Origin of the sequence: Streptococcus pluranimalium (assembly GCF_002953735.1) — a bacterium.
Lineage (GTDB): Bacteria > Bacillota > Bacilli > Lactobacillales > Streptococcaceae > Streptococcus > Streptococcus pluranimalium.
This window is the reverse complement of record NZ_CP025536.1, coordinates 358,965-383,738: the sequence shown is the minus strand read 5'-3', so window position 1 is coordinate 383,738 and position 24,774 is coordinate 358,965. Positions and strand designations below refer to the sequence as shown.

Annotated in this window: 22 protein-coding genes and 1 pseudogene; 4 read left to right on the top strand and 19 right to left on the bottom strand. The window is 38.6% G+C overall.

The window, feature by feature from the left end; all coding sequences use genetic code 11:
- Positions 1-30: 30 nt before the first annotated feature.
- The 3 genes from C0J00_RS01950 to htpX all read right to left on the bottom strand — a co-directional run bounded on the left by C0J00_RS01950 (position 31) and on the right by htpX (position 2,426).
- Positions 31-720, bottom strand: coding sequence for a response regulator transcription factor (locus C0J00_RS01950; protein ID WP_104967318.1), 690 nt, complete (start codon positions 718-720; stop codon positions 31-33).
- Positions 721-952: 232 nt separating this feature from the next.
- On the bottom strand, positions 953-1,486 hold the full coding sequence (locus tag C0J00_RS01945; protein WP_104967317.1) for a YceD family protein: 534 nt from the start codon (positions 1,484-1,486) through the stop codon (positions 953-955).
- A 34-nt stretch (positions 1,487-1,520) separates the two neighbouring features.
- Positions 1,521-2,426, bottom strand: coding sequence for a zinc metalloprotease HtpX (gene htpX, locus C0J00_RS01940; protein ID WP_104967316.1), 906 nt, complete (start codon positions 2,424-2,426; stop codon positions 1,521-1,523).
- Between the two features lie 114 nt (positions 2,427-2,540).
- Between htpX and rsmG the strand changes: the two genes are divergently transcribed.
- The 4 genes from rsmG to brnQ all read left to right on the top strand — a co-directional run bounded on the left by rsmG (position 2,541) and on the right by brnQ (position 7,032).
- Complete coding sequence (rsmG, locus tag C0J00_RS01935; RefSeq protein ID WP_104967315.1) at positions 2,541-3,254, top strand: 16S rRNA (guanine(527)-N(7))-methyltransferase RsmG; 714 nt, start codon at positions 2,541-2,543, stop codon at positions 3,252-3,254.
- Between the two features lie 24 nt (positions 3,255-3,278).
- Positions 3,279-4,652 (top strand): TrkH family potassium uptake protein, encoded by a 1,374-nt coding sequence (locus tag C0J00_RS01930; protein ID WP_104967314.1) that lies wholly within the window; start codon positions 3,279-3,281, stop codon positions 4,650-4,652.
- An 18-nt stretch (positions 4,653-4,670) separates the two neighbouring features.
- Positions 4,671-5,342, top strand: a complete 672-nt coding sequence (locus C0J00_RS01925; RefSeq protein WP_104967313.1) for a potassium channel family protein — start codon at positions 4,671-4,673, stop codon at positions 5,340-5,342.
- A gap of 307 nt (positions 5,343-5,649) precedes the next feature.
- Positions 5,650-7,032 (top strand): branched-chain amino acid transport system II carrier protein, encoded by a 1,383-nt coding sequence (gene brnQ, locus C0J00_RS01920; protein WP_104967312.1) that lies wholly within the window; start codon positions 5,650-5,652, stop codon positions 7,030-7,032.
- A gap of 136 nt (positions 7,033-7,168) precedes the next feature.
- Here the strand turns inward: brnQ and sstT are convergent, their stop codons facing one another.
- The 16 genes and pseudogenes from sstT to pbp2x form a co-directional block, all read right to left on the bottom strand.
- Positions 7,169-8,377 carry a serine/threonine transporter SstT gene (gene sstT, locus C0J00_RS01915; RefSeq protein WP_104967311.1) on the bottom strand — a complete coding sequence of 403 codons (1,209 nt, stop codon included), beginning with the start codon at positions 8,375-8,377 and terminating at the stop codon, positions 7,169-7,171.
- A gap of 112 nt (positions 8,378-8,489) precedes the next feature.
- Positions 8,490-8,978, bottom strand: a pseudogene (locus C0J00_RS01910) (aminotransferase class I/II-fold pyridoxal phosphate-dependent enzyme); the annotation flags it as partial.
- Between the two features lie 193 nt (positions 8,979-9,171).
- Positions 9,172-9,864, bottom strand: a complete 693-nt coding sequence (locus C0J00_RS01905) for a methionine ABC transporter permease (protein ID WP_104967310.1) — start codon at positions 9,862-9,864, stop codon at positions 9,172-9,174.
- Positions 9,865-10,929 carry a methionine ABC transporter ATP-binding protein gene (locus C0J00_RS01900; protein WP_104967309.1) on the bottom strand — a complete coding sequence of 355 codons (1,065 nt, stop codon included), beginning with the start codon at positions 10,927-10,929 and terminating at the stop codon, positions 9,865-9,867.
- Positions 10,922-12,280 carry a M20/M25/M40 family metallo-hydrolase gene (locus C0J00_RS01895; protein WP_104967308.1) on the bottom strand — a complete coding sequence of 453 codons (1,359 nt, stop codon included), beginning with the start codon at positions 12,278-12,280 and terminating at the stop codon, positions 10,922-10,924. Before C0J00_RS01895 ends, C0J00_RS01900 begins: the two co-directional genes overlap by 8 nt.
- 100 nt (positions 12,281-12,380) lie before the next feature.
- Positions 12,381-13,250 (bottom strand): MetQ/NlpA family ABC transporter substrate-binding protein, encoded by an 870-nt coding sequence (locus C0J00_RS01890; RefSeq protein WP_104967307.1) that lies wholly within the window; start codon positions 13,248-13,250, stop codon positions 12,381-12,383.
- A gap of 140 nt (positions 13,251-13,390) precedes the next feature.
- On the bottom strand, positions 13,391-14,212 hold the full coding sequence (nadE, locus tag C0J00_RS01885; protein ID WP_104967306.1) for an ammonia-dependent NAD(+) synthetase: 822 nt from the start codon (positions 14,210-14,212) through the stop codon (positions 13,391-13,393).
- On the bottom strand, positions 14,213-15,679 hold the full coding sequence (locus tag C0J00_RS01880; RefSeq protein WP_104967305.1) for a nicotinate phosphoribosyltransferase: 1,467 nt from the start codon (positions 15,677-15,679) through the stop codon (positions 14,213-14,215).
- Positions 15,680-16,049: 370 nt separating this feature from the next.
- A complete protein-coding gene (gene trxB, locus C0J00_RS01875) occupies positions 16,050-16,967 on the bottom strand; it encodes a thioredoxin-disulfide reductase (protein WP_104967304.1) in 918 nt (305 codons plus the stop codon).
- Positions 16,968-17,032: 65 nt separating this feature from the next.
- Complete coding sequence (locus tag C0J00_RS01870) at positions 17,033-17,257, bottom strand: DUF4059 family protein (RefSeq protein WP_104967303.1); 225 nt, start codon at positions 17,255-17,257, stop codon at positions 17,033-17,035.
- A gap of 206 nt (positions 17,258-17,463) precedes the next feature.
- Positions 17,464-18,207 (bottom strand): amino acid ABC transporter ATP-binding protein, encoded by a 744-nt coding sequence (locus C0J00_RS01865; protein WP_104967302.1) that lies wholly within the window; start codon positions 18,205-18,207, stop codon positions 17,464-17,466.
- Entirely contained in the window at positions 18,207-19,004 is a 798-nt protein-coding gene (locus C0J00_RS01860) for an amino acid ABC transporter permease (protein WP_104967301.1), read from the bottom strand. The genes C0J00_RS01865 and C0J00_RS01860 overlap by 1 nt, the downstream gene beginning before the upstream one ends.
- A 138-nt stretch (positions 19,005-19,142) precedes the next feature.
- Complete coding sequence (locus C0J00_RS01855; RefSeq protein WP_104967300.1) at positions 19,143-19,958, bottom strand: transporter substrate-binding domain-containing protein; 816 nt, start codon at positions 19,956-19,958, stop codon at positions 19,143-19,145.
- A 146-nt stretch (positions 19,959-20,104) separates the two neighbouring features.
- Positions 20,105-21,448: a DEAD/DEAH box helicase gene (locus C0J00_RS01850; RefSeq protein ID WP_104967299.1), complete on the bottom strand. Its 1,344-nt coding sequence runs from the start codon at positions 21,446-21,448 to the stop codon at positions 20,105-20,107.
- A gap of 67 nt (positions 21,449-21,515) precedes the next feature.
- Positions 21,516-22,526 (bottom strand): phospho-N-acetylmuramoyl-pentapeptide-transferase, encoded by a 1,011-nt coding sequence (mraY, locus tag C0J00_RS01845; protein WP_104967298.1) that lies wholly within the window; start codon positions 22,524-22,526, stop codon positions 21,516-21,518.
- Position 22,527: 1 nt separating this feature from the next.
- A complete protein-coding gene (gene pbp2x, locus C0J00_RS01840) occupies positions 22,528-24,774 on the bottom strand; it encodes a penicillin-binding protein PBP2X (RefSeq protein ID WP_104967297.1) in 2,247 nt (748 codons plus the stop codon).

Genomic DNA, 24,774 nt, shown 5'->3' with positions numbered 1-24,774 from the left:
GACATTCGATATAATTCTTGAAAAGCATGATTATTTTTCACGAATGACATAACCCATACCACGGACAGTTTGAATGTATGATTCTTTACCAGAGACATCAATTTTGCCACGAAGATAACGAATGTAGACATCAACAACATTTGTTTCTACAGCTTCATCATACTTCCAGACAAGATTTAATAATTCTTCACGTGTCATGACACGGTTCATGTTAGACATCAAAGCAGATAACAAATCAAACTCACGTTTTGTTAAAGGAACTGTTTCATCCCCGCGAACAACCGAGCGATTCTGTGGATCCAATTTGAGGTCACGATAGCTAGCTCCACCTGAAGCATTTCGTTTACTTTCTTCAATTTCTTGACGACGAAAAGCAGCACGAACACGCGCTAAGAGTTCCTCAATCGCAAATGGCTTGATAATATAATCATCTGCGCCACGATCCAATCCTGAAACAATATCCATAACAGAGTCTCTAGCAGTCATCATAATGATATAAGTTGACTTTTCTTGTTGTAAGCGACGTGTCACTTCAAAGCCATCCATCTCTGGCAACATCAAGTCTAATAAAATCAAATCAAAATCTTTATCTAATGCTGTTTCTAAACCAGCGCGACCATTACTTTCAATGGTTACCGAATACCCTTCATGCTGTAATTCTAAAGAAACGAAGCGCGAAAGATTTTTCTCATCCTCTATGATCAGAATACTTTTTGTCATTTTTCCACCTTTAATATTATTTTTATTATTTTTTATATAATGAGAGTTTTCCTGCTCAAATAAACTAAATAAAGAAAGGGACTCCAATCATAAGGTTTACATTAGTCATCATTCTTTTTAGTTGTTCTACTTTGAGCAAGCGTCGTTTCAATAATCTCCTGATATTTTATAATATCATGTTTCAACAAACTTTACAAATTAAAGTTATGTGTCAAAATGGTTTCAATTTCAATTAATCCTCATCAAACAAACCAGATAGAGAGGCGAAAGGACTATTATCCTGTTTTTCTTCTTCTTTCATAGCTTGGTATTGCTCTTCGGTTAAAACTGTCCAGTTACTTCCTTCTGGCATCACTTCTGCTTTTTGTTCTTCATCAGTAAGAACCTTCAATGGGATGTTTAATAGAATGTTATCCACAACACTCTCTGAAAGATCAATATAATCTTCTTCAAGTAGTAATACAAGATTTTCTTCAACCAAGTCTGCCTTACTAGGTGCGTCTGAGACTGCTATAAAGATTTCTGATACCTCCTGCTTTTCAGATAAAACTACCGGTTCCATTGAACGGCTTGAAGGTAGAGTGAGTTCATATGATAACTGGTAATTCAACAAATAAAAACTATCATCAAATGTGACTAAGCCTTTTGCCATGACATTTTGCAAGTCAATAATCGTTTCATCTCTAGCTAACAGCTGGTCTTTCACATCTAATACTTTGTCAAACTGTAAACCATCAAGGCTTTTTCTAATATCAATTAATTTCATTCTATTTTCCTTTTCTTAATGATAGTGGTCACTATTACAACAGGTGACTGGCTGGCAATTCTTCAAGCCTCTTGATACGAGCTTCAAGTGGCGGATGCGTCTGAAATAAGGCTCTAACAGAAGCCCTATTTCTAGGATCACTAATATACAAGGCGGCACTAGCATCATCAACAGGGTGAGTCATTGGTTGTGAAGCCTGTAGCTTCTTTAAAGCATTAATCATAGCTTGTGGATTCTTAGTTAAATCAACAGAACTCGCATCTGCTAAGAATTCTCTTTGTCTAGAAATAGCCAATTGAACCAGACTAGCGACCAATGGCGCCAGAATAATCGTAACTAAGGATAGCAAAACAATGACAATATTCGAACCTTCTTCACGATCGTTACGTCTTCGTCCACCGCCAAACCACATCATTCGACCTCCTAGACTAGAAATCAATGTTATGATAGACGCAAGAGCCACAGCGATCGTCGAGATGCGGATATCATAATTCCTGATATGACTAACTTCATGCCCTATAACAGCCTCTAGTTCTGTACGATTCATGACCTTTAATAAACCACTGGTAGCCGCAACAGCAGCATTTTCTGGACTTGAGCCTGTTGCAAAGGCGTTCAAAGCATTATCTTCGATAATGTAAACTTTTGGCATTGGAATTTGAGCTACCAAGGCTATCTTCTCAACAATGTCATAGTATTCTGGAGCTTGTTCGGGACCAATCTCCCTAGCCCCATTCATAGACATGACCACTTGCGTTGATTGAAAAATCATGCTAACCGCATAAATTATCCCAATAATTAAGGCTATCGAAAGACCTAGCCTCATATTATCTAGCATAAGGTAACCAATAGCAGCTCCAATAACAGCTAATAGGATAAAAAAGAAAACAAGAAGAAAAATAGTCCTTCTTTTATTACTTGCAATCTGATGTTTTATCATAAGCCTTCCTCTAAGAACTTTTCTCTTCATTATAACAGGTTTAAGATGATTTCCAAAGAAAATAACAAGTGATTGTGATAAAATAAGAGAAGTTTTAAGATACAAGGAGTTTATATGACACCGCAGACTTTTTATGAGCAATTAGAAGCTTACGGCATCGCTCTAACAGATAAACAAAAAAAACAGTTTGAGCGCTATTTTGATCTTTTAGTCGAATGGAATCAAAAGATTAACCTCACTGCTATTACTGAAAAACATGAGGTCTATCTCAAACATTTTTATGATTCCATTGCACCGATCTTACAAGGCAAGATAACAAATGAACCTATTCGGATTCTTGATATTGGAGCGGGAGCAGGTTTCCCTAGCCTTCCGATGAAAATTATTTTCCCTAATTTAGAGATTACCATCATTGATTCGTTAAACAAACGCATCCAGTTTTTGAATCTTTTAGCTGAAGCATTAGAACTCACAAATGTCCATTTCTTCCACGGCCGTGCTGAAGATTTTGGTCAGGATAAGGCATTTCGCCAACAATTTGATATTGTAACCGCTAGAGCTGTGGCAAGAATGCAGGTTTTAGCAGAATTAACCATTCCTTTTTTAACATTAAACGGTCGGTTAATCGCCTTGAAAGCTAGCGCTGCAGACCAAGAATTAGATCAAGCTAAGCATGCCTTAACCACCCTTTTTGCACAAGTTATTGAAAGCAAGGATTATGAATTACCAAACGGAGATCCTCGCAACATTACCATTGTCGAAAAGAAAAAAGAAACTCCCAAAAAGTATCCACGAAAAGCTGGGATTCCAAACAAAAAACCTCTTTAGGACTGATTATCAGAAAGGACTCTCATGTCATCTTTTATCTCCAAATGGTCTGTGACTCAGCGACTTAGTTTTAGCTTTATTATCGTTATTTTGGTCGGTAGTCTTATCCTGTCACAGCCCTTCACCCACTATAGCAATGCCCCTCAGACCAGTTATTTTGACCACCTCTTCAATGTTGTTTCTATGGTTTGTGTGACTGGCTTATCTGTTTTTGCTGTAGGCGATGTCTATAATGGTATTGGGCAAGTGATTGTCATGCTTCTCATGCAGATTGGAGGATTGGGGTTAGTTACCCTAATCGCTATCAGTAGCTATGCTCTTCATCGTAAAATAAATCTTTCTGATCAATCTTTATTGCAGTCTGCTTTGAGTAGAGATAGTGGTCAAGACTTGAAAAAGTTTCTCTATCTAGTTTATCGATTCACTTTTGTTGTTGAGACGCTCGCAGCCTTAATCTTAATGATTGATTTCATACCACGTTTTGGTTTAGGACACGGCATTTTTAATGCTATCTTTCTAGCTATCTCTGCTTTCTGTAATGCTGGTTTTGACAACTTTGGTTCATCTAGCTTGCAAAACTATGCCACAGATCCCATTGTCAATTTTACTATTATTAGCTTAATTATTGCAGGTGGTCTAGGATTTGGTGTTTGGCAGGATATCATTAAGTGTTTTAAAAACTATTTGTCTGAACGTCCTAAACGGATTTCCGCACTCTTTCGACCTCTCTCCACTCAGTCTCGCTTGGTTCTCAAAACAACAGCTATTATTTTAATAATCGGAACAGTGCTAAGTTGGTTGCTGGAACTCAACAACCCTAAAACCATTGCCAACTTATCACCAGCTCAGCAGTTTATGACATCGCTCTTTCAGACAGTGACAATGAGAACAGCTGGCTTTGCAACGATTAACTACGAAAGCGCTAATCCTGCTACTAATTTCCTCTACATGATTCAAATGATTATGGGAGGTGCGCCTGGAGGTACAGCTGGTGGTATTAAAATCACAGTGATTGCCATTATTGCTTTATTATTTAAAGCGGAGCTTTCGGGTCAAACAGAGGTCACCTTCCTCCATCGAACCATTGATAATCGGATTATCAAACAAACCTTGACCATTATTATCTTTTTCTTCAGCCTGATGATAACTGGCTTTCTTCTCTTGCTGATAGTTGAGAAAACTGTAAATCCCTTTAGGCTCTTATTTGAAGTGTCATCAGCCATCGCAACTGTCGGTGTTTCTATGAATCTAACACCCGATTTATCATCAGCTGGACGGGTTATTATTATGATCCTTATGTTTATAGGACGTGTCGGACCAATCACGGTTCTTCTAAGCCTATTACAAAAGAAAGAAAAAACCATTCGTTACGCAAAAGCAAACATTTCCGTTGGGTAATAAAGAAAGGAAAAGATTATGTCTAAAAAAATCATTGGTGTTCTAGGACTCGGGATTTTTGGAAAAACAGTTGCTGAAGAACTATGTACCTTTGACCAAGAGGTCATCGCTCTTGACTATCGTGAAGACCATGTTCAAGCTGTTGCTAATACCGTCACTCGTGCTGCTGTTGGTGATATTACCAACTACGAATTTCTCGAAAGTGTTGGGATTGAACATTGCGATACCGTTGTTATTGCAACAGGTAATAGCTTGGAAGCTTCTGTTCTTGCTGTTATGCATTGTAAAAAACTGGGTGTTCAAAATATTATCGCCAAGGCTAAAAGTGGTATTTTTGAAGATGTTCTTTACAATATTGGAGCCAGTCGTATCATCATGCCCGAAAGAGCCTCAGGAAAATCATTGGCTTCTCATATTTTAAGACGTCACATTTCCAATATCATACATGTTGAGGACGATATTTCTATTATTGAATTTAAAATCCCTCAAAAATGGGTCGGTAAAAATCTTATCGAGCTTGATGTCCGCAATAAATACGAATTAAACGTTGTTGGTATCCGTAGAGGAAATATGGAAAGTCTGACAACAGACTTTAATCCTCAAGATCCCTTACCAGGCGATATTCAAATCAGTGCTGTCACCAATTCCCGCACTTTTGAAAAGTTCGACTATTTAGGTTACTTAACATAATTTTTAAGTATCATAAGAGATTGGGAGAATTCCCAGTTTCTTTCTTTTTGTCTCCTAACGCCACCGCTTTCCAACTGTTACGCTGCTACAGTAGACTTCAATCGGCTCTTACTGAAGCGCTAGACTGCTTTTCTCTATCAATAACTGATTTGATTGCGCTATTTTTTCATTTTACACCAATATTTGATAATTCTCATTTTCTGACATCCTTAGTAAGAAAAGTTGACAAACTGTCTGAATAATTCTAAAATAATAAACGTTGTTTTTTCACAACATATTACTCATTTTTAGAAAGTATCACCTTTACATGTTAAAAAAATTTAAAAATCCAACACTTATTGTTGGATTTATGCTTTTTGCGCTCTTTTTTGGGGCAGGAAACTTAACATTCCCTGCATTTTTAGGGCTTTATTCAGGACAGCATTTCTGGCAAGCTATCATCGGATTTTGTATCACTGGTATAGGTCTCCCCTTGCTCGGAGTCACTGCTGTAGCCTTTTCTGGCCATGAAATCCCTCAGGAGCTTGCACGTCCTGTTTCCAAATGGTATGCCTTGCTTTTTGCAGCTATCTTATACCTATCTATCGGACCCTTCTTTGCTATTCCACGAACAGGAGCAACATCATTTTCTATCGGCATTGAACCTATTTTCGGAAATAGCCTTTTAGTAAGGATCATCTACGCCCTTATTTTCTTTGGTCTATCTTACTTTCTAGCTGTTAAGCCAAGCCAAATTGCAGATTATATCGGAAAATACCTAACACCTATTTTAATATCAGTCCTTGGAATCTTGATTGTAGTCTCTTTTATCAACCCTATCGGTGGATTAGGAGAACCACGAAATGCTTCTGAAACCATCAACAATGCTTTTAAAGACTCACCTTTTGTCGCTGGTCTCATCCAAGGTTATGGAACTATGGATGCCTTAGCATCATTAGCTTTTGCTATTCTAGTCATTAATGCTATCAAAGATCATGGGATTAGCGAAAAGCAAGAAGTCGGACAAAATGTTGTCAAATCTGGCTTAATTGCTTGCTTCTTACTCTCTCTAGTTTACGTCTTTATTGGGCACATAGGCGCTACATCCCAAAGCTTATTCACCCTAAAACGTGGGATCTTTGAGCTTTATGGTATTCAAGTAGATGGAGGACATATCCTTAACCAATCCGCCGCCTTCTACCTAGGTAATTTGGGGCAGACCATCTTATCGGTTGTTATTTTCCTAGCTTGTTTGACAACTTCCTCTGGATTAATCACAGCTTGCTCTGAATTTTTCCACCATCTCATGCCCAAAGTATCACACGTGACATGGGTATCAGTTTTTACGTTGATGTCAACCCTCTTTTACTTTGGTGGACTATCAGAGATTGTTAAATGGTCAACCCCATTCCTATATCTCTTATATCCATTAACAATTGCCTTGATACTATTAGTTTTTACAAAATCATTCTTTGCTAATCATTCTTTTGTCTATCAGACTACTATTGTAGCTACTTTTATAGCTAGTTTTTACGATTTTGCATCAACATTAGGATCAATGACAGGTTTCTTCCAATTACCCGACGCTATGAAACATTTCTTTACAACTGTCGTTCCTTTGGGACAATACAACATGGGATGGATTATCTTTACACTGATAGGTTACCTTATCGGGTTATCTGGCTACCATTTCTATTTTAAAAACAAATAAACAAGCATTTGGGTAAAACTTCGACTTTAGCCTTTCTGTTATACCATATAAAATAGCTTAGAATGACATGTCATGAAACGTCATTCTAAGCTATTTTCTTTTTTTAAACTTTGGTACAGTTTCTTTGACTTAGTCATTAATGATTGCTAAAACGTGATTTTTCAGCAACTGCTGTAAAGAAAACATCTGCTGATGAGTTCAACGCTGTCTCGCAAGAATCTTGGACAACTCCAACAATGAAGCCTACGCCAACAACTTGCATTGCGATATCATTTGGAATCCCAAACAAGCTACATGCCACCGGAATCAAAAGAAGAGAACCACCAGCGACACCTGAAGCCCCACAAGCAGAAACTGCAGCAACAACACTCAAGATAAATGCTGTTGCAAAATCAACCTCTATTCCCAAGGTACGTGCAGCAGCTAGGGTTAAAACATTAATTGTAATGGCTGCACCTGACATATTAATGGTTGCGCCAAGAGGGATAGAAACCGAATAGGTATCTGGATTCAAGCCCATTTTTTCACAAAGGCGCATATTAACAGGAATATTGGCAGCTGAACTACGTGTAAAGAAAGCTGTTACTCCTGATTCTTTCAAACATTGAAAAACAAGGGGATAAGGATTTTTACCCATCATCACAAAACCAAGGATTGGATTGACAACTACAGCAACAAAAAACATAGTTCCCACAAGCGCTAGAAGTAAAATGCCATAATCAGCCAAAACGGCAAGCCCATTTTCAGCAATAGTCGTAAAGACCAATCCCATGATACCAAAAGGAGCTAGATTGATAATCCCCTTAACAATTTGCGCTGTGACGTCTGCTAGGGTAGCCAATAGTTCTTTGGTTGTTTGGCTAGCTGAACGAAAGGCAAGCCCAAAGATAACTGCCCATGATAGGACACCAATATAATTAGCTTGAGCTAAGGCATTAATAGGATTATCTACAATATTTAAAAGGAGTCCTTGAAAAACTTGGGCAATCCCTTCAGGTGAATCAGCATTAGCGGCAGCTGACTCCGTCAAAGTCAAGGTTACTGGAAAAACATAAGAACTTAAAACCGCTACAAAGGCTGCAGAAAATGTTGCCAAAATATAAAGGAAAATAACAAGCTTCATATTACTTTTTTGACCATCACGCGACTGTGACAAAGCATTAGCAACAAGAGCGAATACCAAAAGAGGAGCAATAGCTTTTAAGCCCCCAACAAACATCTGCCCAATCAAGCCAATAAAGGTCATGCTAGGGACAAGAAGGCCCAAAAGAGCACCAAAAATAACACCGATGACAATACGCTTAACTAGACTGACACGCTTCCAAACATGAAATGCTTTTTTCATAACTTCTCCTGAATTTTTATTACAATTTGATACTAAAACAGGAGCCAATAGCTCCCACAAATAGATATTATATCATAAAATCTGTTTAAAAATTCAAGTGATTTTATGATTTTCAAAATAAATCCAACTGTCTGACTCTCTCTACTGCTTCAACCAAACGTTCGGAAGTCTCTAAAAATCCAATTCGAACATAATCGTCTCCAGCATGACCAAAACTAAGGCCAGGAGCGACAACAACCTTGACTTCTTCTAATAACAAATTTGCAAAGCTTTCTGACGAATAGCCTTCAGGGACTGGCAGCCATGCATAGAAACTACCTTTGGATGGATAAGCCTACCAACCAATCTTAGCAGCTGCTTCTACAAAAGCATGACGCCTTTGATCATAGAGTTTATTTAATTGCCTAATAGCCTCCTCACTTCTATCATCAAGCAAGGCAACACGATCAGCTTCCTGAATAGCTGAAAAAACGGTAACCTAGAGATGGTCTTGTAACAGGTTTAAAGGTGAAATCATGTCCTTATTTTCTACTGCAAAGGCTATACGCCAACCTGCCATATTAAACGTTTTAGAAAAGGTATAAAGCTCAATGCCCACATCACAATATCGGTTCATCCAATAAGTCTAACACACGCTGACGATTTTGCTCAGACTGACCTTCCTTAATCGCCATCTGTCATAAAGCAAGTTTCATAATACCTGCCATTCGATAAAAAACAAAGAGAGGATCACCAACAGGAAACCTCTCTTTATATATAGTTTTGACAAGTCCTGCCACATTCACCAAAAATAATTAACGATGACTAAGTTTGCGGGTTAGGAAATCTCCAATAAATTGAATGGCGAAGATTAACAACAAAATAGCTAAGGTAGCTACAAAGGTAACGTCTGTATTAGAACGGTTATAACCGTAAGAAATCGCTACATTACCAAGTCCACCAGCGCCGATAGCACCTGCCATAGCTGTTTCACCTACCAAAGAAATCAAGGTTACCGTTGACACACGAATAAGATCAGGCAAACCTTCTCCAAGATATACCTTGATGATATCAAAAATGGTAGCACCTGAAGCTTGTGCTGCCTCAATGACTCCGCGATCAAGTTCTGACAAGACCACTTGAACTTGACGAGCAAAAAATGGAAAGGTTGCTGCTGAAAGCGGTACTAGAGCGGCAGTCGCTCCAAGATTTGTTTTAACAATCAAGAAAGTCACTGGTGCCAAAATCGCTAGTAAGATAATAAAGGGAATTGCGCGAAAAATAGAGGTTATCTTATCTAAAACTTGAAAAACAGGACGATTTTCAATAACGCCACCAGGACCTGTTAAAACGAGAAATAGACCTGCTAGGAGACCTAAAAATCCACCAATAATAAAAGATACAATGGTCATGTACAAAGTAGCATTGATTGCTGCCAACCAGCCATTATCTCCCGTCCAACCAATATTATAAACATTTGGCAAATACGTTTGAACCCATTCTAACATCTAGGCACCTCTTTTCAAAATTGTTAAATGAATACCAGCCGCCGTAATAGCTTCTTGCGCTGCTGATAAATTATCCAAATTTCCTGATAGGATAACCACCATTTCACCCACAGGTGTGCTATCTAAAATTTCGATATTACCATAAAGAATATTGGCAGTAACTTGGAATCGTTTGTAAATATCATTCAAAATCGGCTCATCTGTAGATGTTCCCGCATAGTTTAGCTGTACCAAAATAGAATCAGCTGCTAAGTTGACAACAACATCTTGCTGGGCAATTTTAATCATAGCTTCATCGATACCAGTAGCTGTTTTGATAAACTCCTGTGTCAATTCCTCTTTGGGATTTGAGAAAATATCCAAAACAGATCCCTCTTCAATCAAGACACCATTCTGCATGACTGCAACTCGATTACAAATATCTTTAACAATTTGCATTTCGTGAGTAATCATGACAACTGTCAACCCTAATTTACGATTGAGATCTTGTAAAAGAGCCAAAATTTGTTTCGTCGTTTTAGGGTCTAGAGCAGATGTTGATTCATCAGAAATCAAAATTTCAGGGTCGTTAGCAAGAGCACGCGCAATCGCGACACGCTGTTTCTGACCACCAGATAATTGAGCGGGATAGTTATCCGCACGATCTGACAAACCAACCAATTCTAGCAATTCCGAAACCTTCTTAGCTTTAGCTTCCTTACTCAAATCAGAATGGCGTAAGGCAAAAGCAACGTTTTCAGAAGCTGTTTTTTGTGCCATCAAGTTAAAGTGTTGGAAAATCATACCAATTTTTTGGCGTTTTTGGCGTAAGGCAGCTGATGACAGCTGAACTTTTCCTTGATCGTAAGTCACATCGCCATTGATGGTAATTTTCCCTGCTGTAGGAACTTGAAGAAGGTTGATAACCCTAACTAAGGTTGATTTCCCAGCACCTGAGTAACCAACAATCCCATAAATATCACCCTTATGGATACTTACCGAAACATCTTTAACAGCTTCGATAACACGTTTCTTCTGATGGAAAGTGATATCAATATGCTCTAAATTTATAATCGCATCAGTCATAACTTGCAATTAACTCCTCTATCATTTCTATATGTGTCTCATAGTCTGTCATCTTGACATTTTCATCGCTACCATGATCTCGACTATCAGGATTCCCTATCCCAAAAGCTGCAATAGGCACTTCTAGGGCTTCAAAGACTTGGTGCATAGGACCAGTACCTGATGTCGTTGGCAAAATAGCTACCCCTTTGGGCGAAAAGCGCTCCGCTATGCTAATAACATTTTGAATAGCTGGTGCTGTCATGTCACTACGATAGCCTTTTTCACCCAAAGTGTAGGTTAATTGTACTTTATCATAACCATTTTTGGCAAGCTGTTTGTCAATCAAACCTAAAACTTTATACGGATCCATACCTGGTACCAAACGAACCTCTAACTTAGCTGAAGCCTCTGCAGGTATAATGGTTTTAACACCCTGACCCAGATAACCCGATGATAAGCCTTCAATCGTTAAAGCTGGCTCAAAGAACAGGCGTCTTTCCAAATCAGCTTGCGTTTTGGCTAAGGTTGGCAAACTTAAATCATACAATGTTTTTAAGGATTCCAAATCCAAATGTGCATGTTTTGCAACCAAGTCAAGTTCATGCTTTGTAGGCTCAATGATATCTTCATAAATACCATCTACTAAAATACGACCATCAGGAGCTCTAAGACTAGACAGAGCATTGATAAGATACCAAGTAGCACTGTCAAAAATAGCCCCAAATTTTGAATGACTATCAACTTTGGCGGAAACAACCGATGCATCAAAGGTAACAATACCCTTAGTTCCACCAGAAATCTCAATCTGTCCTTCTTTATTACGAATCCCTTGCTCCCAAACAAGAAGGTCTGCCCCTCTCAACTGATCAGCATAAATCTCCAAGTACTTTTCTAAGTCAACAGAAGCGGATTCTTCCGCCCCCTCCATCATAAACGTGATATGAACTGGCAGATCCTTATATTTTTGCAAATAGGATACCACTGCTGTCAAACGAGCTGTAATGTGCCCCTTGTCATCATCGACGCCTCGTCCATACATATAGCCATCACGGAAGGTGAGTTGAAAGGGATCACTTTGCCAAATCTGATCTGCATCTGCTGGTTGTGTATCATAGTGATTGTAAAAAATGATGTGCTTGGCATCTGGACGAGAACTCTTAAACTGAGCCAGAATAAACGGTGCAACATAAGTCTCGTCCACAAGAACTTGAGCACCAGCTTCTTCAAAAACTTCCTTGAGGTAACTTGCTGTTTCCGTTAAGCCAATCCCTTGAGCAAAGATGGATTTACTGGCAATTAATCTTTCTAAAACCTTGAGGTAATTCTCCTTCAAGCTAGCTTTTTCATCAATTTGATTGGTTTCTACCATATTCTCTCCCCCTCTTTAATAGCTACTAATAACAAGAAAACAGGAGTGCTCGTCACACGCCTATTTTACTTGTTCATTAATAAATTATTGGAGACTTGAATTAATTTTCTGGAGCGCCTTCCCAGATAGCAATATCAGTACCTTTTGAGGCTTTTTTGATGATTTTGGCAACTTCATCCGTTTGGTAAACATCAATCAATGTATTGATAGCATCTGCTTTAGCAGATTTTTTCCAATCTTTTTGAGCAGCAATGACATTAATCCATTGTTTTGAACTATCATTTTTCTCTTCAGTAAAGATTGAAGTGTCGTAATCAACGCCAGCATCGACAGCATAGTTATTATTGACAACAGCTGCATCAACTGATGTTAGAGTTGATGCGGCTTGGTCAGCAGCGATTTCTTTGATATCCAAATCTTTTGGATTTGATGTAATATCATCAAGTGTTGCTACTTCTTCACCTGATTTAGATAACTTGATTAGACCTGCTGATTGAAGAACATAGAGGGCGCGACTTTCATTTGTTGCGTCGTTTGGAACTGAAATCGTTGCACCTTTTGGAATATCTTTGACATCTGTGTATTTAGCTTTCTTACCGTCTAATCCTGAGAACAAGTGAATTGGACTCAAGAGAGTATCAGCTGCTGCCACTAAATCACCATCATTTTTCTTGTTCCAATCATTTAAGAAATTATAATGTTGGAAAGCATTGACATCAATTTCACCATTTTTAAGAGCTTTATTGGGTTGTGTGTAGTCTGTGAATTCTGTGAATTTTAGTTCCACACCTTTCTTCTCAGCAAGTTCTTCAACACGGTCCCAGATGGGCTCTGTCGCATCAGTTTTCGTCATGATACCAACACGCACGACATTTTTATCATCAGCTGAGTTATCACCTGAGCAAGCTGCTAAAACAACTGTTGAAGCTAAAGCTACACCTGCAATACCTAATACTTTTTTGAATGTCATATCATTCTACCTCTCACTTGTTTTTAAATGCTTACTTATTATGTCATATACAGTTATAAAAAACAAGTTGTTAAAAGTTAGGTTTAGTTATAGTTTTAGTTTATAACAAAAACCGACATATTGGCCGGTCTTGATACTTATTATTTCCAAAACTCATCAAATACCGTGATTGGTAGATGACGTTTGTGCATGGTTTTATGCCACCAGTTTTCGATTTTTTCTTGGGCATCTGCTGAGACAGCTTTACCTTCTAAATAGTCATCGATATCGTTATAGGTTACACCGAGTGCAACTTCGTCAGCGATGCCTGGTTTATTTTCTTCCAAGTCCGCTGTAGGGATTTTTTCGTAGAGTGCCTTATCGGCACCTAACTCTGCCAAAAGCTGTTTTCCTTGACGTTTATTAAGTCTAAAGAGCGGTAAGATATCGGCACCACCATCACCAAACTTAGTGAAAAAGCCAGTAATATTTTCTGCAGCATGATCTGTTCCGATAACAGCACCACTGTACTGACCAGCAACTGCGTACTGAGTGATCATGCGTTGACGAGCCTTAATATTACCCTTATTAAAATCAGACACTTCTACGCCTGCCTTGGCCAATTCTGATACTTGACCGTCTACTGCTTCCTTGATGTTAATCGCTAAAGTCACATCTGGTTTGATAAAATCAAGTGCTCTTTGGGCATCCGCTTCGTCAGCCTGCACCCCATAAGGAAGACGAATGGCGATGAATTGATAATCTTTACCAGTCTCATCACGTAATTCCTCAATGGCTAGTTGAGCAAGCCGTCCAGCTAAAGTAGAATCTTGACCACCTGAAATCCCTAAAACAAGCGTCTTTAAAAACGGATATTTCAAAAGATAAGCCTTTAAGAAATCAACCGAACGACGGATTTCTTCTTTGGCATTGATTTCTGGTTTCACACCTAGTTCTTTAATAATAGTTTCTTGCAAACTCACCTATTTGTCTCCTTTAACTTGAGCAAATGCTGATTGACGAACACGATCAATAAGAGCCATCTTATTATCCCAAACATCTTTGGCTAGGTCTACTGGGTATTCTTGAGGGTTTAAAACGCGCTTATACTCATCCCATAAATCATCTAGTTCTTTATGGGCATATTCTTTGATTTCTTCCAGACTTGGCAAATCGTAAACCAATTGACCATCCTGAAAGATGTCAGTTAATAATGGGACAGCATCAAAGTTTTTGACTGTTTTTGAAATGTAAGTATAGACAGGATGGAACATATGGATTTCATCCATTTTTGACACATCGACATCCGCAAAGGTGATGTAATCCCCCTCAGACTTACCTTTTTCACGGCTAGTAATCCGCCAAACCTGTTTCTTACCAGGTGTAGAGACTTTTTCGGCATTATTTGATAGCTTGATAGTATCAATCATCTCGCCATTGTCATCTTCGATCGAAACAATTTTATAAACGGCACCTAGGGCTGGTTGATCGTAAGCTGTAATTAATTTTGTTCCAACTCCCCAGACGTCAATCTTAGCCTTTTGCATCTTCAAGTTAAGGATGGTATTTTCATCCAAATCATTTGACGCATAGATCTTAGCATCTGTGAAGCCTGCTTCGTCTAGTTGTTTACGCACTTCTTTCGAGAGGTAAGCCATGTCTCCTGAATCCAGACGAACTCCTTGGAAATTGATCTTATCACCAAATTCTTTAGCAACCCTAATCGCTGCCGGAACACCGATTTTCAAGGTATCATAGGTATCTACCAAAAAAACACAGTTTCTGTGGGTTTCAGCATAGGCCTTAAAAGCCTTGTAATCATCACCATAAGCTTGTACCATGGCATGAGCGTGGGTCCCCGATACTGGAATGCCAAAAATCTTCCCAGCTCGAACGTTTGAAGTCGCATCCGCTCCACCAATAACAGCTGCACGAGTACCCCAAATCGCTGCATCCATCTCTTGTGCCCGACGTGTTCCAAATTCAAGAAGTGGTTCGTCAGCAATAACAGTCTTGATACGAGCCGCTTTTGTCGCAATCAACGTTTGGAAGTTGACAATGTTCAAAAGCGCTGTTTCGACAAGTTGACATTGTGCCAAGGGACCTTCGACTTGAACTAAAGGTTCATTAGCAAAAACCAAATCTCCCTCACGCGCTGATTTTACTGATAATTCTAGCTTAAACTCTTGTAAATAAGTTAAAAAGTCTTCTGGGTAGCCTTCCTCACGCAAATAAGCAATATCTGTCTCTGTGAAGCGTAATTGCTTTAAGTATGATACGATACGTTCTAGACCAGCGAACACTGCAAAACCATTTTCAAAAGGTAACTTACGAAAGTAAAGTTCAAAAATAGCATGTTTGTTATGAATACCCTGCTTGAAATAAACATGCATCATATTGATTTGATAAAGGTCTGTATGTAGTGTTAAACTATCGTCTGTATAATTCATTTTTTTATATCCTTCGTTCTTGACCAAAGTAGCGAACCTCATTTCAAAAAGTCAGTACTTCTAATCTTGTTGACTATTATAGCACAAGCGCTAGCTTTAGGGAATCATCCACCCTTTTATTGTGAATAAAACAACAAGTTTTCTCCTCATCTGATATTTTTCTTTCCAACCAAAAACTCAAAGGAAACTTTTTGGCTATAAAAAAGAAAAGGTCACTGTTGAATAGCACCAACATAGTACTCGAAGAAAATCAAAATCTGACTAGGAAAGGCGCCTCAAATAGAACTAAAAGTCATCAAGGTAAAGGTGACAAGGTCAGATTTTGATGTTCAATGAGTATAAAAAGCCAGGACTTTTGTCCTGACTCCCCTTAAACCTCATGGTCTACAATATATTGATAAGCTTCTTGACCTGCAATAGCACCATCTCCAACAGCTGTTGTGATTTGACGCAAATGCTTCTGACGAATGTCCCCGACAGCAAAGATGCCAGGAATATTAGTTCTCATATGATCATCAGTTACTACCCAACCATCTTGGTCTGTGATACCTAAATCACGGAAGAAATCAGATACCGGATCGAGACCAACATAAACAAAGACACCACCAAATTCATGATTGGTAATCTCATTTGTTTTAACGTTTTTGATGTCTACGTTCGTAACCTTCATGTCGTTACCCTTGATTTCTTCAACGACAGAATCCCAGATGAAAGAAACTTTATCATTAGCGAAGGCACGATCCTGTAAAATCTTCTGAGCCCGTAATTCATCACGACGATGAACAATCGTTACAGAATTTGCAAATCGTGTTAAAAATAGACCTTCTTCGATAGCTGAATCACCACCGCCGACAACAAGCAAATCTTGATTTCTAAAGAAAGCGCCATCACAAACCGCACAGTAAGAAACGCCTCGACTGTTGTATTCATTCTCTCCAACTACCCCAATTTGGCGATGCTTAGCTCCTGTTGCAATGATGACCGTCTTTGCTTCATAAGCTTCATCGTCAGTGCGAACGATCTTATAATCACCCTTGTCTTCGATACCCGTTACGATCCCATAAAGGTTTTCGACACCAAACTTTTCAAGCGGTTCAAACATCTTCATTGACAGTTCTGGACCACTGATAAGCTCAAATCCTGGATAATTTTCGACATCAGCAGTGTTATTCATCTGTCCACCTGGAGCTCCTTGTTCCAAGGTTGCCACCTTCAGATTTGAACGAGCTGCATAAAGCGCTGCAGTCATTCCTGCAGGACCTGCTCCAATCACAATTGTATCGTACATGCTTTCTCCTTTTTCATCTACATACGTAGCCAAATTTTAGCAATTCTTTTTTTAATTAGCAATCTTTAAGACTTAATAACAAGTAGTAAAGCCATAAAAGCGAATGAAAAAATAGGAGTAGTTAAAATACAAATCATTAAAACATCGTAAAGAACTTCCTGTTTTTCTCTCGCGGTTTTATCTACTTTTTTATAGGCTCTATTCACCATATAAGCCAGACCAGTGATAACTACAACTATAGTCGCTAGTAAGAGTCCTTGTAAATAAAATGAAACTAAAGTGTGTAACATACGCCTACCTTCTTTGCCTTAAGTCCATTAATGGCTCAATCATTAATATAGTCAAATGAATTAACTTTCAGACAAGGAACTGAGACGCAGACAGTACTGGAGTACGACAAGTTGAAAGTGACAATGTATCAAAGTTAATTCAAAAGACTAAAACAATGTTAAAACAAACTCAGCCAGACTACCTAGCTGAGTTTTTCTCCATTATATCAAAGATATGATTTTTTGTAACTAGCGAAGAATTCTTTAGTTCGTTCTTCCTTAGGATGATTAATCAACTGATCAGGTGTTCCCTGTTCCAAAATCTTCCCTTTTTCAAGAAATAGAATTTTATCAGCCACTTGAGCAACAAAATTCATGTCATGACTAACTAATACCATGGTTTGGCCGGCCTTAGCAGCATCTGCAATCGATTTTTCAACCTCACCTACAAGCTCAGGATCCAATGCTGATGTTGGCTCGTCAAGCAAGAGAACATCTGGTTTCATAGCTAAGGCACGCGCTAAGGCTACGCGCTGCTTTTGCCCTCCTGACAAGTGACGAGGATAATGGTTTTCTCTATCTGACAAACCAACCTTAGCCAATTCTTCTTTCGCGATTTTAGTTGCCTCTGCGTCTGACAACTGTTTAACCACTTTTAAACCTTCTTTAACATTTCCAAGGGCTGTACGGCGCTCAAACAGATTAAACTGTTGAAAAACCATAGCTAGCTTACGGCGAAGTGTTAAGATTTCCTCGGTAGAAATGGTTTTAAAATCAACTTTGAAGCCATCAATGTCAATGCTTCCAGAATCAGCTTCTTCAAGGTAATTAAGACTACGTAAAAAGGTTGATTTACCAGCACCTGAAGCCCCGACAAGAGCAACAACTTCCCCTTTTTGGATATCTAAATCTAAGCCATCAAGAACTTTTTGCCCTGAGAATTCTTTGGTTAAATGGCGAATTGAAATCATTAGCGACCTCCTACTTCAAGTGATTCTTGTACTGATTCTGGTGGCTTAATAGCCATGCATTTTTCAATAAAAAGACCAAGATTTTCAATCAAGAAACTTACTCCCCAGTATATAAGTGATACGGAAATAAAGCGTTCAAAGTAACGGTAATCACCACCACCAAGAATTTGTGCCTGCGCATATATTTCAACAATTCCTGCACTGAAAGCTAGAGAAGTTCCTTTGGTCAGACCAATTAAACTATTAATCAATGTTGGTGTCGCAACGACAGCGGCGTTAGGGATGATAACGCGACTATAAATTTGTTTATTGGTCATCCCCAAACTCTTGGCAGCTTCTACTTCACCAGAATTCACGGATTGAATAGCTGCTCGAATGGTCTCACTAGCATAAGCCGCCTCATTAAAAGCAAAGGCTGTGATCGCAAATACAGATGCTGGAATAGCATTGATATTCATATCTAAACCAGTTCTTTGATTAATAGCTTTAAGTAAAAGCGGAATACCGTAGTAACTAAGCATCAACTGAACTAAAATCGGTGTTCCACGCAGGAAACTAACAAAAAACGCTTGGATAGGATAAATCACCTTAACACGATTAATTTTAATAACCGCAAATAAAAGAGCTAGGATTAGCCCAGCTACAGCCCCTGCTAAAGTTAACCCAATCGTTAGCGGAAGACGCTCTAAAATGGATGGGATGGCATCAAAAACCGCCCTCCATGAAAACAGTTTGCCTGCTGGTAATTTTTCAACAAGGCTTTCATACCAACCTGCTGCTAAAAATAATGGTCTCATAATTATGTCCTTTAATCGATAATCTTCTTATCTGTCCATTCTATCACTGACTATCTAGCCTGTAAAATAGGAGGTTTTAAAGAGGTGATAAGATTTACCTATCACCTCTTATCCTTTTTCTATCTCCAGTTTTACCAATTATTCCTTACCTAGTGTACTGTAATCACCACCAAAGTATTTCTGACTGAGTTTACTTAAAGTGCCATTTTTTTGTAACACCTTGATACGTTTATTAACAAATTTTTGTAAAGCTTTCCCTTCTTTATCTTTTGGAAATAGTAAGTATTCCAGTCCGTCTTTATTAGTTCCTAATTGATCTGCAACATCTGTAACTACCAAAGATAGATTCTGATCTTTAATGACTGTCTTTAAGGATATAGCATCGTAAATCAGAAAATCACTTTTACCATTTTCAATATTTTGAAGACGTTGTGGCAGGGTAACCTGATTGTCAACATATCGTATATCAATCGGTTTACGATCTCTATGTTTCTTGTTCCAGTTCTCCAAAATTTGAGCATAGTTTGATCCAGCATATACTTCAACTGATTTTCCTGAAGCAGCATCTAAAGAATCAAATGTCTTACCATCTTTAGCGGCAATGGCATAATTTGATTTAGAAATGGGATCAGAAAAAAGATACTTTTCAGCTCTTTCTTCGTTATAGTTAAAGTTATTAGCAGCCATTTGATAACGTCCCGCATCCAATCCCGTTAAAATGGATGAAAAAGGGATAGTTTTAAAGGTGACATCATATTTTTTGGAGCCTTTGAAAATAGCTTTAACAACTTCAATATCATAGCCTTTGAACTTCCCATTTTCTTTGTAAGTAAAGGGTTTAGTATCAGAATCAGTAGGGACAGTCACAAGTGTTGGTTTGTCAGCGTAAGCCTTCGTAGAAAATAACAAAGCACCCAAACTAACCATTAAAATAGCGATCTTTTTTAAATTCATATGCTTCTCCTTTCAATGAATAACTATGACCATAGTCTATCATCATTTGAAGGCCTTGACTAATAGCTTTTTTATATTAAGCCTTATAAAAATTAAAAGTCGCTCGAACAAAAAAACTAGACCGAAATCTAGTTTTTATATTGTGATTAAAAGGTTTGTTTCTTAGCTTTTCGTTCTGCACGACCACGCGCCTTATTAGCAGCACGACGTTCTTTTTTACGTTTTTCATCAACAGCCCACTGGATTTTCTTCTTGTAGCCTGGCTTAACTTTTTTCTTTTTCTTCTTAACAAGACCAATCATCTCAGTATCTAGTTTCTGATAAGATTTTTCACGTTGGTTACGACGATCACGATCGTGAGTATCTTGAATACCACCGTCTTTTAAAACTTTTGCTTTAAAAGTAATACCCAACTTTTCCAATTCACGAATATCTGAGTCATCACTTGGTTGATAAAGGGTGATAGCAATTCCAGATAATCCATTACGTCCTGTACGCCCAACACGGTGCACAAAGAAGGACAAGTCTTGCGGAATGGCATCGTTAATCACATGACTGACTCCTTCAATATCAATCCCACGCGCAGCCAAATCTGTCGCCACGATATATTCAAAATCTAAGTTTTTCACTTGATTCATGATACGCTTACGTTCACGTGGTGGAATACCACCGTGGATTTTAGCTACTTTTAGACCATTGGCTAGAAGGTAAGCATGTAATTCATCAGCACGCTCTTTGGTATTAACAAAAATCATTGCCATATAAGGATTAATGACTTTGGATAATTTCAAAATATGCGTGTTGTTATCCTTACCTTTTGTGGAAATCAACCAGTTATCAATGGTATCTGAAATGACAGTACTTGTCTTGATTTGTTCCATCACCGGATTGGTCAAATATTTTTTAAGGAATGGCTGTAATTTTTGCGGAATGGTTGCTGAAAAGACCAACATTTGGATATCTTTTGAAAAACTTGCTGCAATCTTATCAACAGTATCCAGAAATCCCATATCCATGGTCATATCAGCTTCGTCAACGACAAAGGTGTGGGCCTTGTAAATTTCCAAGTCACCGGATTTAACCAAATCATAAACACGACCCGGCGTACCGATGACGATATGCGGCTGTGCTGATTTTAGGCGTTCAATTTGACGCAATTTATCCGTTCCGCCTACATAGTTAACGACACGGATTTCCTTATCAGAATGCGACGCAATTTGCTTAGTCGCCTGATAAATTTGAGTAGCCAATTCACGACTCGGTGCTGTGATAACAACTTGGACTTCTGCTCTTTCTTCATCCAATTTTTCAAAAATGGGCAACAAGAAAGTATGAGTCTTACCAGAACCTGTTTTTGATTCTCCGACCAGGTCACGACCTGAGCGAACAACTGGAATTAACTTTTGTTGTACTGGGGTTGGTTCTTTAAATCCAATCTCATCTAAGGCTGATTGGATATAGGTTTTAAAATTAAAATCTTTAAAGGACATAAGGCCTCCTTTTCTTATGACTATTATAACATAATAAAAGCAAGGGAAAATCTCCCTTGCTCTGAGATTATAGATAAAGTAACGCTAAGGTAACTAAGCTTGAGACAAGAGCGACTGACCACATAAAGCCATCCACCTTCCACTCACTCCAACGCTCCCCTTTTCCAGATAAACCACCTAGTTCAAGATGATGGTGGAAAGGAGTCATTCTGAAAATGCGACGTCCTTCACCATATTTTTTCTTAGTGTACTTGAAGTATGTGACTTGTAACATTACAGATGCTGTTTCAATAACATAGACAAGTCCAATCAGTAAGAGCGTCCATTCCTGACGAAGAGCAATTGAAATAGCTGCCAGCATCGCTCCCAGTGCTAGTGAGCCAACGTCTCCCATAAAGACCTTAGCAGGCTTTTTATTAAAGATAAAGAAGCCTAAAAGGGCACCAATCATTGACGTAATAATGAGTAAAATATCAAATTGTTTTTGAACAAAAGCAATGACCCCATAGGCCGCTAAGCTAATCACAACTGAAATAGAAGCTAATCCGTCGATACCGTCTGTAAGATTAACAGCATTTGAAAAACCAACAACCCAGAAAATGACAAAGGCAACGTAGAAAACACCTAAAGGAAGTTCCCAACCTAAAATCGTTAAACTGGTGATACCACTTGGACGCACATGGACAAAATAGAAAAGCAAGCCGGCTATAATCTGAAGTGCCATTTTTTGCCAAGGGGTCAAGCCTTCGTTGATCTGCTTAAAGATTTTCAAGAAATCATCCAAGAATCCAATAATACCATAAATCAGCACAACAGATAAAATGCCTATAGTAGCCCCAATAGGTGCTCCTTGATTGATTTGAGCCATAAGTCCAAAAACAAGACTGATAAGAAGACTTACTGTTAGAAAAACAGTTCCTCCCATAGTTGGTGTCCCAGCTTTTGCCAGATGTTGTTTAACATCCTCGTGCATTTGCTGTCCACCAATTTTTTTCATCTGATAATAGCGAATAAAGAAGGGCATAGCGATAATGGTGAAAAGAAAACTCACACTACCTACTATTAAACTGAATAACATGTTAATCTCCCAATGTAATTTTGATATTTTTCTTTTTTCTAAACGGTGTACCGACATCCGTATTTTGTTTGACAACTTTGCCTGAACCTTTGAGGGTAATACTCAAATCATTCCATTTGGCAAATGCCTGGACATTTCGTTTACTCCAGCCATACATGTCTGGCATTTCGTCGACTTTACCAGCTTGTACAAGGATTTGTTGATTAGCCTTTAATTTTGTACCTTTTGTGACAGATATTTTGCTCACTTTGGCACCATCACCTACTAAGATAGGATGAACCAGGTTTTTTCGCAAGGTTTCCACAGCTGTTGCACTAGACTCTCCGATAAAATCAGGCATTTCATAAATTGTCTCACTGCGTTTTTCCTTGTCAGCAACTGATGTCAGCAACTGATCCTGCATGGTCATGGCTTCTTGAAGGACTGGGTTAAAAATCGTTCGCCACTCCAAACCTTTCCAACTGCCAGGTTGTTGAACCGTAACATACATCGTAAAAATAGGTTTTTCAGCAGGAACCATGGCTACAACAGAATAGATGTAATCATGCTCTCCAGTCAGATAACCTGAACCATCTTCTTTGGCAATCTCAGCTATCCCTGATTTTACAGCGATAGATTCATTGCCAACCTGGATAATAGGTTCACCTAGCCAATTTGCATAAAGTGTCCCGTAATAAGGGGTCGTTCCAACTGCAACCATGTGCTCACGCGTTTCCTCAGCTGCTTTTTTGCTAACTGGTTTTCCCACAATCTCAGGCTTAGCTACTCGACTAGTACTATCATTATGGTTTACTACTTGGCTAATAAATTGTGGTTCTAACATTTCACCGTCATTAGAAACCCCACTAAAGGCTCGCAACATTTGAGACTGTGTCACAGAAATCCCCTGACCAAAGGCACTGGTTGAGGTGTTAACACTATTATTAGAAATGACACCAGCTGATTCAGCTCCCATTCCAAAATAAGTTGGTTCTCCAAACCTAAATTTTGTCAAATAGTCACGCCACTTGGCATTTCCCATTTTTTGCTCCAAGAGTATCATACCGACGTTACTAGAATAAGCAAATCCTTGAGCAAAGGTCATGGTCTGGATTCCGGCTGTACCATTGTTGACAGACCAGTCATTAACGATAATACCTGATAAATCAAGGCCTGAATTGGTGAAGTATTCATTAGCCTTGAATTTTTTATCATCAATAGCTGAAGCTAGGGTCATGACTTTCATCGTTGATCCCGGCTCATAATTGGTCTGATAAAGCATGTCTTGCCAAGAGAAATTTTTCTCCTCAAGCCCTTCAAGGGTATCAGAATTAAAACTTGGTCTCTGAGTTGTCGCTAAAATTTCACCAGTTTGTGAATTGACAATTGTTGCACTTGCAAACTTACCTTTAGCTTCTGCTTGAAAGGCATCCATCTGCGTTTCAAGATAGGTTTGAAGTGGGGCTGATAAGGTCGTGTAGACATCGCGACCATCAACTGCTTTTTTGACTACGCTTTGGGTTCCTAAGAGAATATTACCATTGCGATCTTTTTCGTACTCAACCAGACCATCTTTCCCCGAAAGAACATCATTTAAAGATGCCTCTACCCCAGTCACACCTGATAGGAGTGTAGAACCATCCTCTTCTGTATGACGTTGCGCCAGGCCGATGAATTGAGAAGCAAAAACACCGTTGGGATACATCCGACTAGTACTAGTATCGAAAGAAATCCCCTTAATTTTCGCTTTTTCAACAGCCTCCTTGAGGGCACTCATCTTGCTATAGCTAAGATTAGAGCCTTTCGTCCCAAAGGATACTTGTGTGAGCTTCTTTTGATTCAGCTGGCTAATGACGTATTTTTTCTCCATCCCCAGCAATTCACTAAAAATCTCAGCAACTTTGTCAAATTGAGAAGCTTGTACATATAATTTCTCTTGATCAGCATTCACATAGGTCTTGTCAATAATGGCATAGACGCTATAAGTTGTCGAATTCTCAGCAATGACGTTGCCATTACGATCAAATATACTGCCTCGTCTTGCTTGCAGTGTTGTTCTAGTGTTATAGACAGCTTTGGCACCTTCTGATAAGTTTACACCAAATTTACTATCCGAACCAACGATGACGGCAAAATTAATGACAAAGACAAAAAAGATGAACACCGTAAGGATCATCAGATTTTGACCAGCATAACGCCTATTCTCTTCTGGGTATTCTTTTCTAATCTTGACCACATAGTCAAGAAAGAGTTTTCGAAGTTTACTCAT

Coding starts and splice junctions, on each gene's coding strand:
- C0J00_RS01900 (WP_104967309.1), bottom strand. CDS start 10,929: ATGACTGATGCGATTATAAATTTAGAGCATATTGATATCACTTTCCAT.
- C0J00_RS01950 (WP_104967318.1), bottom strand. CDS start 720: ATGACAAAAAGTATTCTGATCATAGAGGATGAGAAAAATCTTTCGCGC.
- brnQ (WP_104967312.1), top strand. CDS start 5,650: ATGTTAAAAAAATTTAAAAATCCAACACTTATTGTTGGATTTATGCTT.
- C0J00_RS01880 (WP_104967305.1), bottom strand. CDS start 15,679: ATGAATTATACAGACGATAGTTTAACACTACATACAGACCTTTATCAA.
- C0J00_RS01890 (WP_104967307.1), bottom strand. CDS start 13,250: ATGACATTCAAAAAAGTATTAGGTATTGCAGGTGTAGCTTTAGCTTCA.
- C0J00_RS01930 (WP_104967314.1), top strand. CDS start 3,279: ATGTCATCTTTTATCTCCAAATGGTCTGTGACTCAGCGACTTAGTTTT.
- mraY (WP_104967298.1), bottom strand. CDS start 22,526: ATGTTATTCAGTTTAATAGTAGGTAGTGTGAGTTTTCTTTTCACCATT.
- pbp2x (WP_104967297.1), bottom strand. CDS start 24,774: ATGAGTAAACTTCGAAAACTCTTTCTTGACTATGTGGTCAAGATTAGA.
- trxB (WP_104967304.1), bottom strand. CDS start 16,967: ATGTACGATACAATTGTGATTGGAGCAGGTCCTGCAGGAATGACTGCA.
- C0J00_RS01865 (WP_104967302.1), bottom strand. CDS start 18,207: ATGATTTCAATTCGCCATTTAACCAAAGAATTCTCAGGGCAAAAAGTT.
- C0J00_RS01855 (WP_104967300.1), bottom strand. CDS start 19,958: ATGAATTTAAAAAAGATCGCTATTTTAATGGTTAGTTTGGGTGCTTTG.
- C0J00_RS01945 (WP_104967317.1), bottom strand. CDS start 1,486: ATGAAATTAATTGATATTAGAAAAAGCCTTGATGGTTTACAGTTTGAC.
- rsmG (WP_104967315.1), top strand. CDS start 2,541: ATGACACCGCAGACTTTTTATGAGCAATTAGAAGCTTACGGCATCGCT.
- C0J00_RS01895 (WP_104967308.1), bottom strand. CDS start 12,280: ATGGTAGAAACCAATCAAATTGATGAAAAAGCTAGCTTGAAGGAGAAT.
- C0J00_RS01850 (WP_104967299.1), bottom strand. CDS start 21,448: ATGTCCTTTAAAGATTTTAATTTTAAAACCTATATCCAATCAGCCTTA.
- C0J00_RS01905 (WP_104967310.1), bottom strand. CDS start 9,864: ATGTTAGAATGGGTTCAAACGTATTTGCCAAATGTTTATAATATTGGT.
- C0J00_RS01925 (WP_104967313.1), top strand. CDS start 4,671: ATGTCTAAAAAAATCATTGGTGTTCTAGGACTCGGGATTTTTGGAAAA.
- sstT (WP_104967311.1), bottom strand. CDS start 8,377: ATGAAAAAAGCATTTCATGTTTGGAAGCGTGTCAGTCTAGTTAAGCGT.
- C0J00_RS01870 (WP_104967303.1), bottom strand. CDS start 17,257: ATGTTACACACTTTAGTTTCATTTTATTTACAAGGACTCTTACTAGCG.
- htpX (WP_104967316.1), bottom strand. CDS start 2,426: ATGATAAAACATCAGATTGCAAGTAATAAAAGAAGGACTATTTTTCTT.
- C0J00_RS01860 (WP_104967301.1), bottom strand. CDS start 19,004: ATGAGACCATTATTTTTAGCAGCAGGTTGGTATGAAAGCCTTGTTGAA.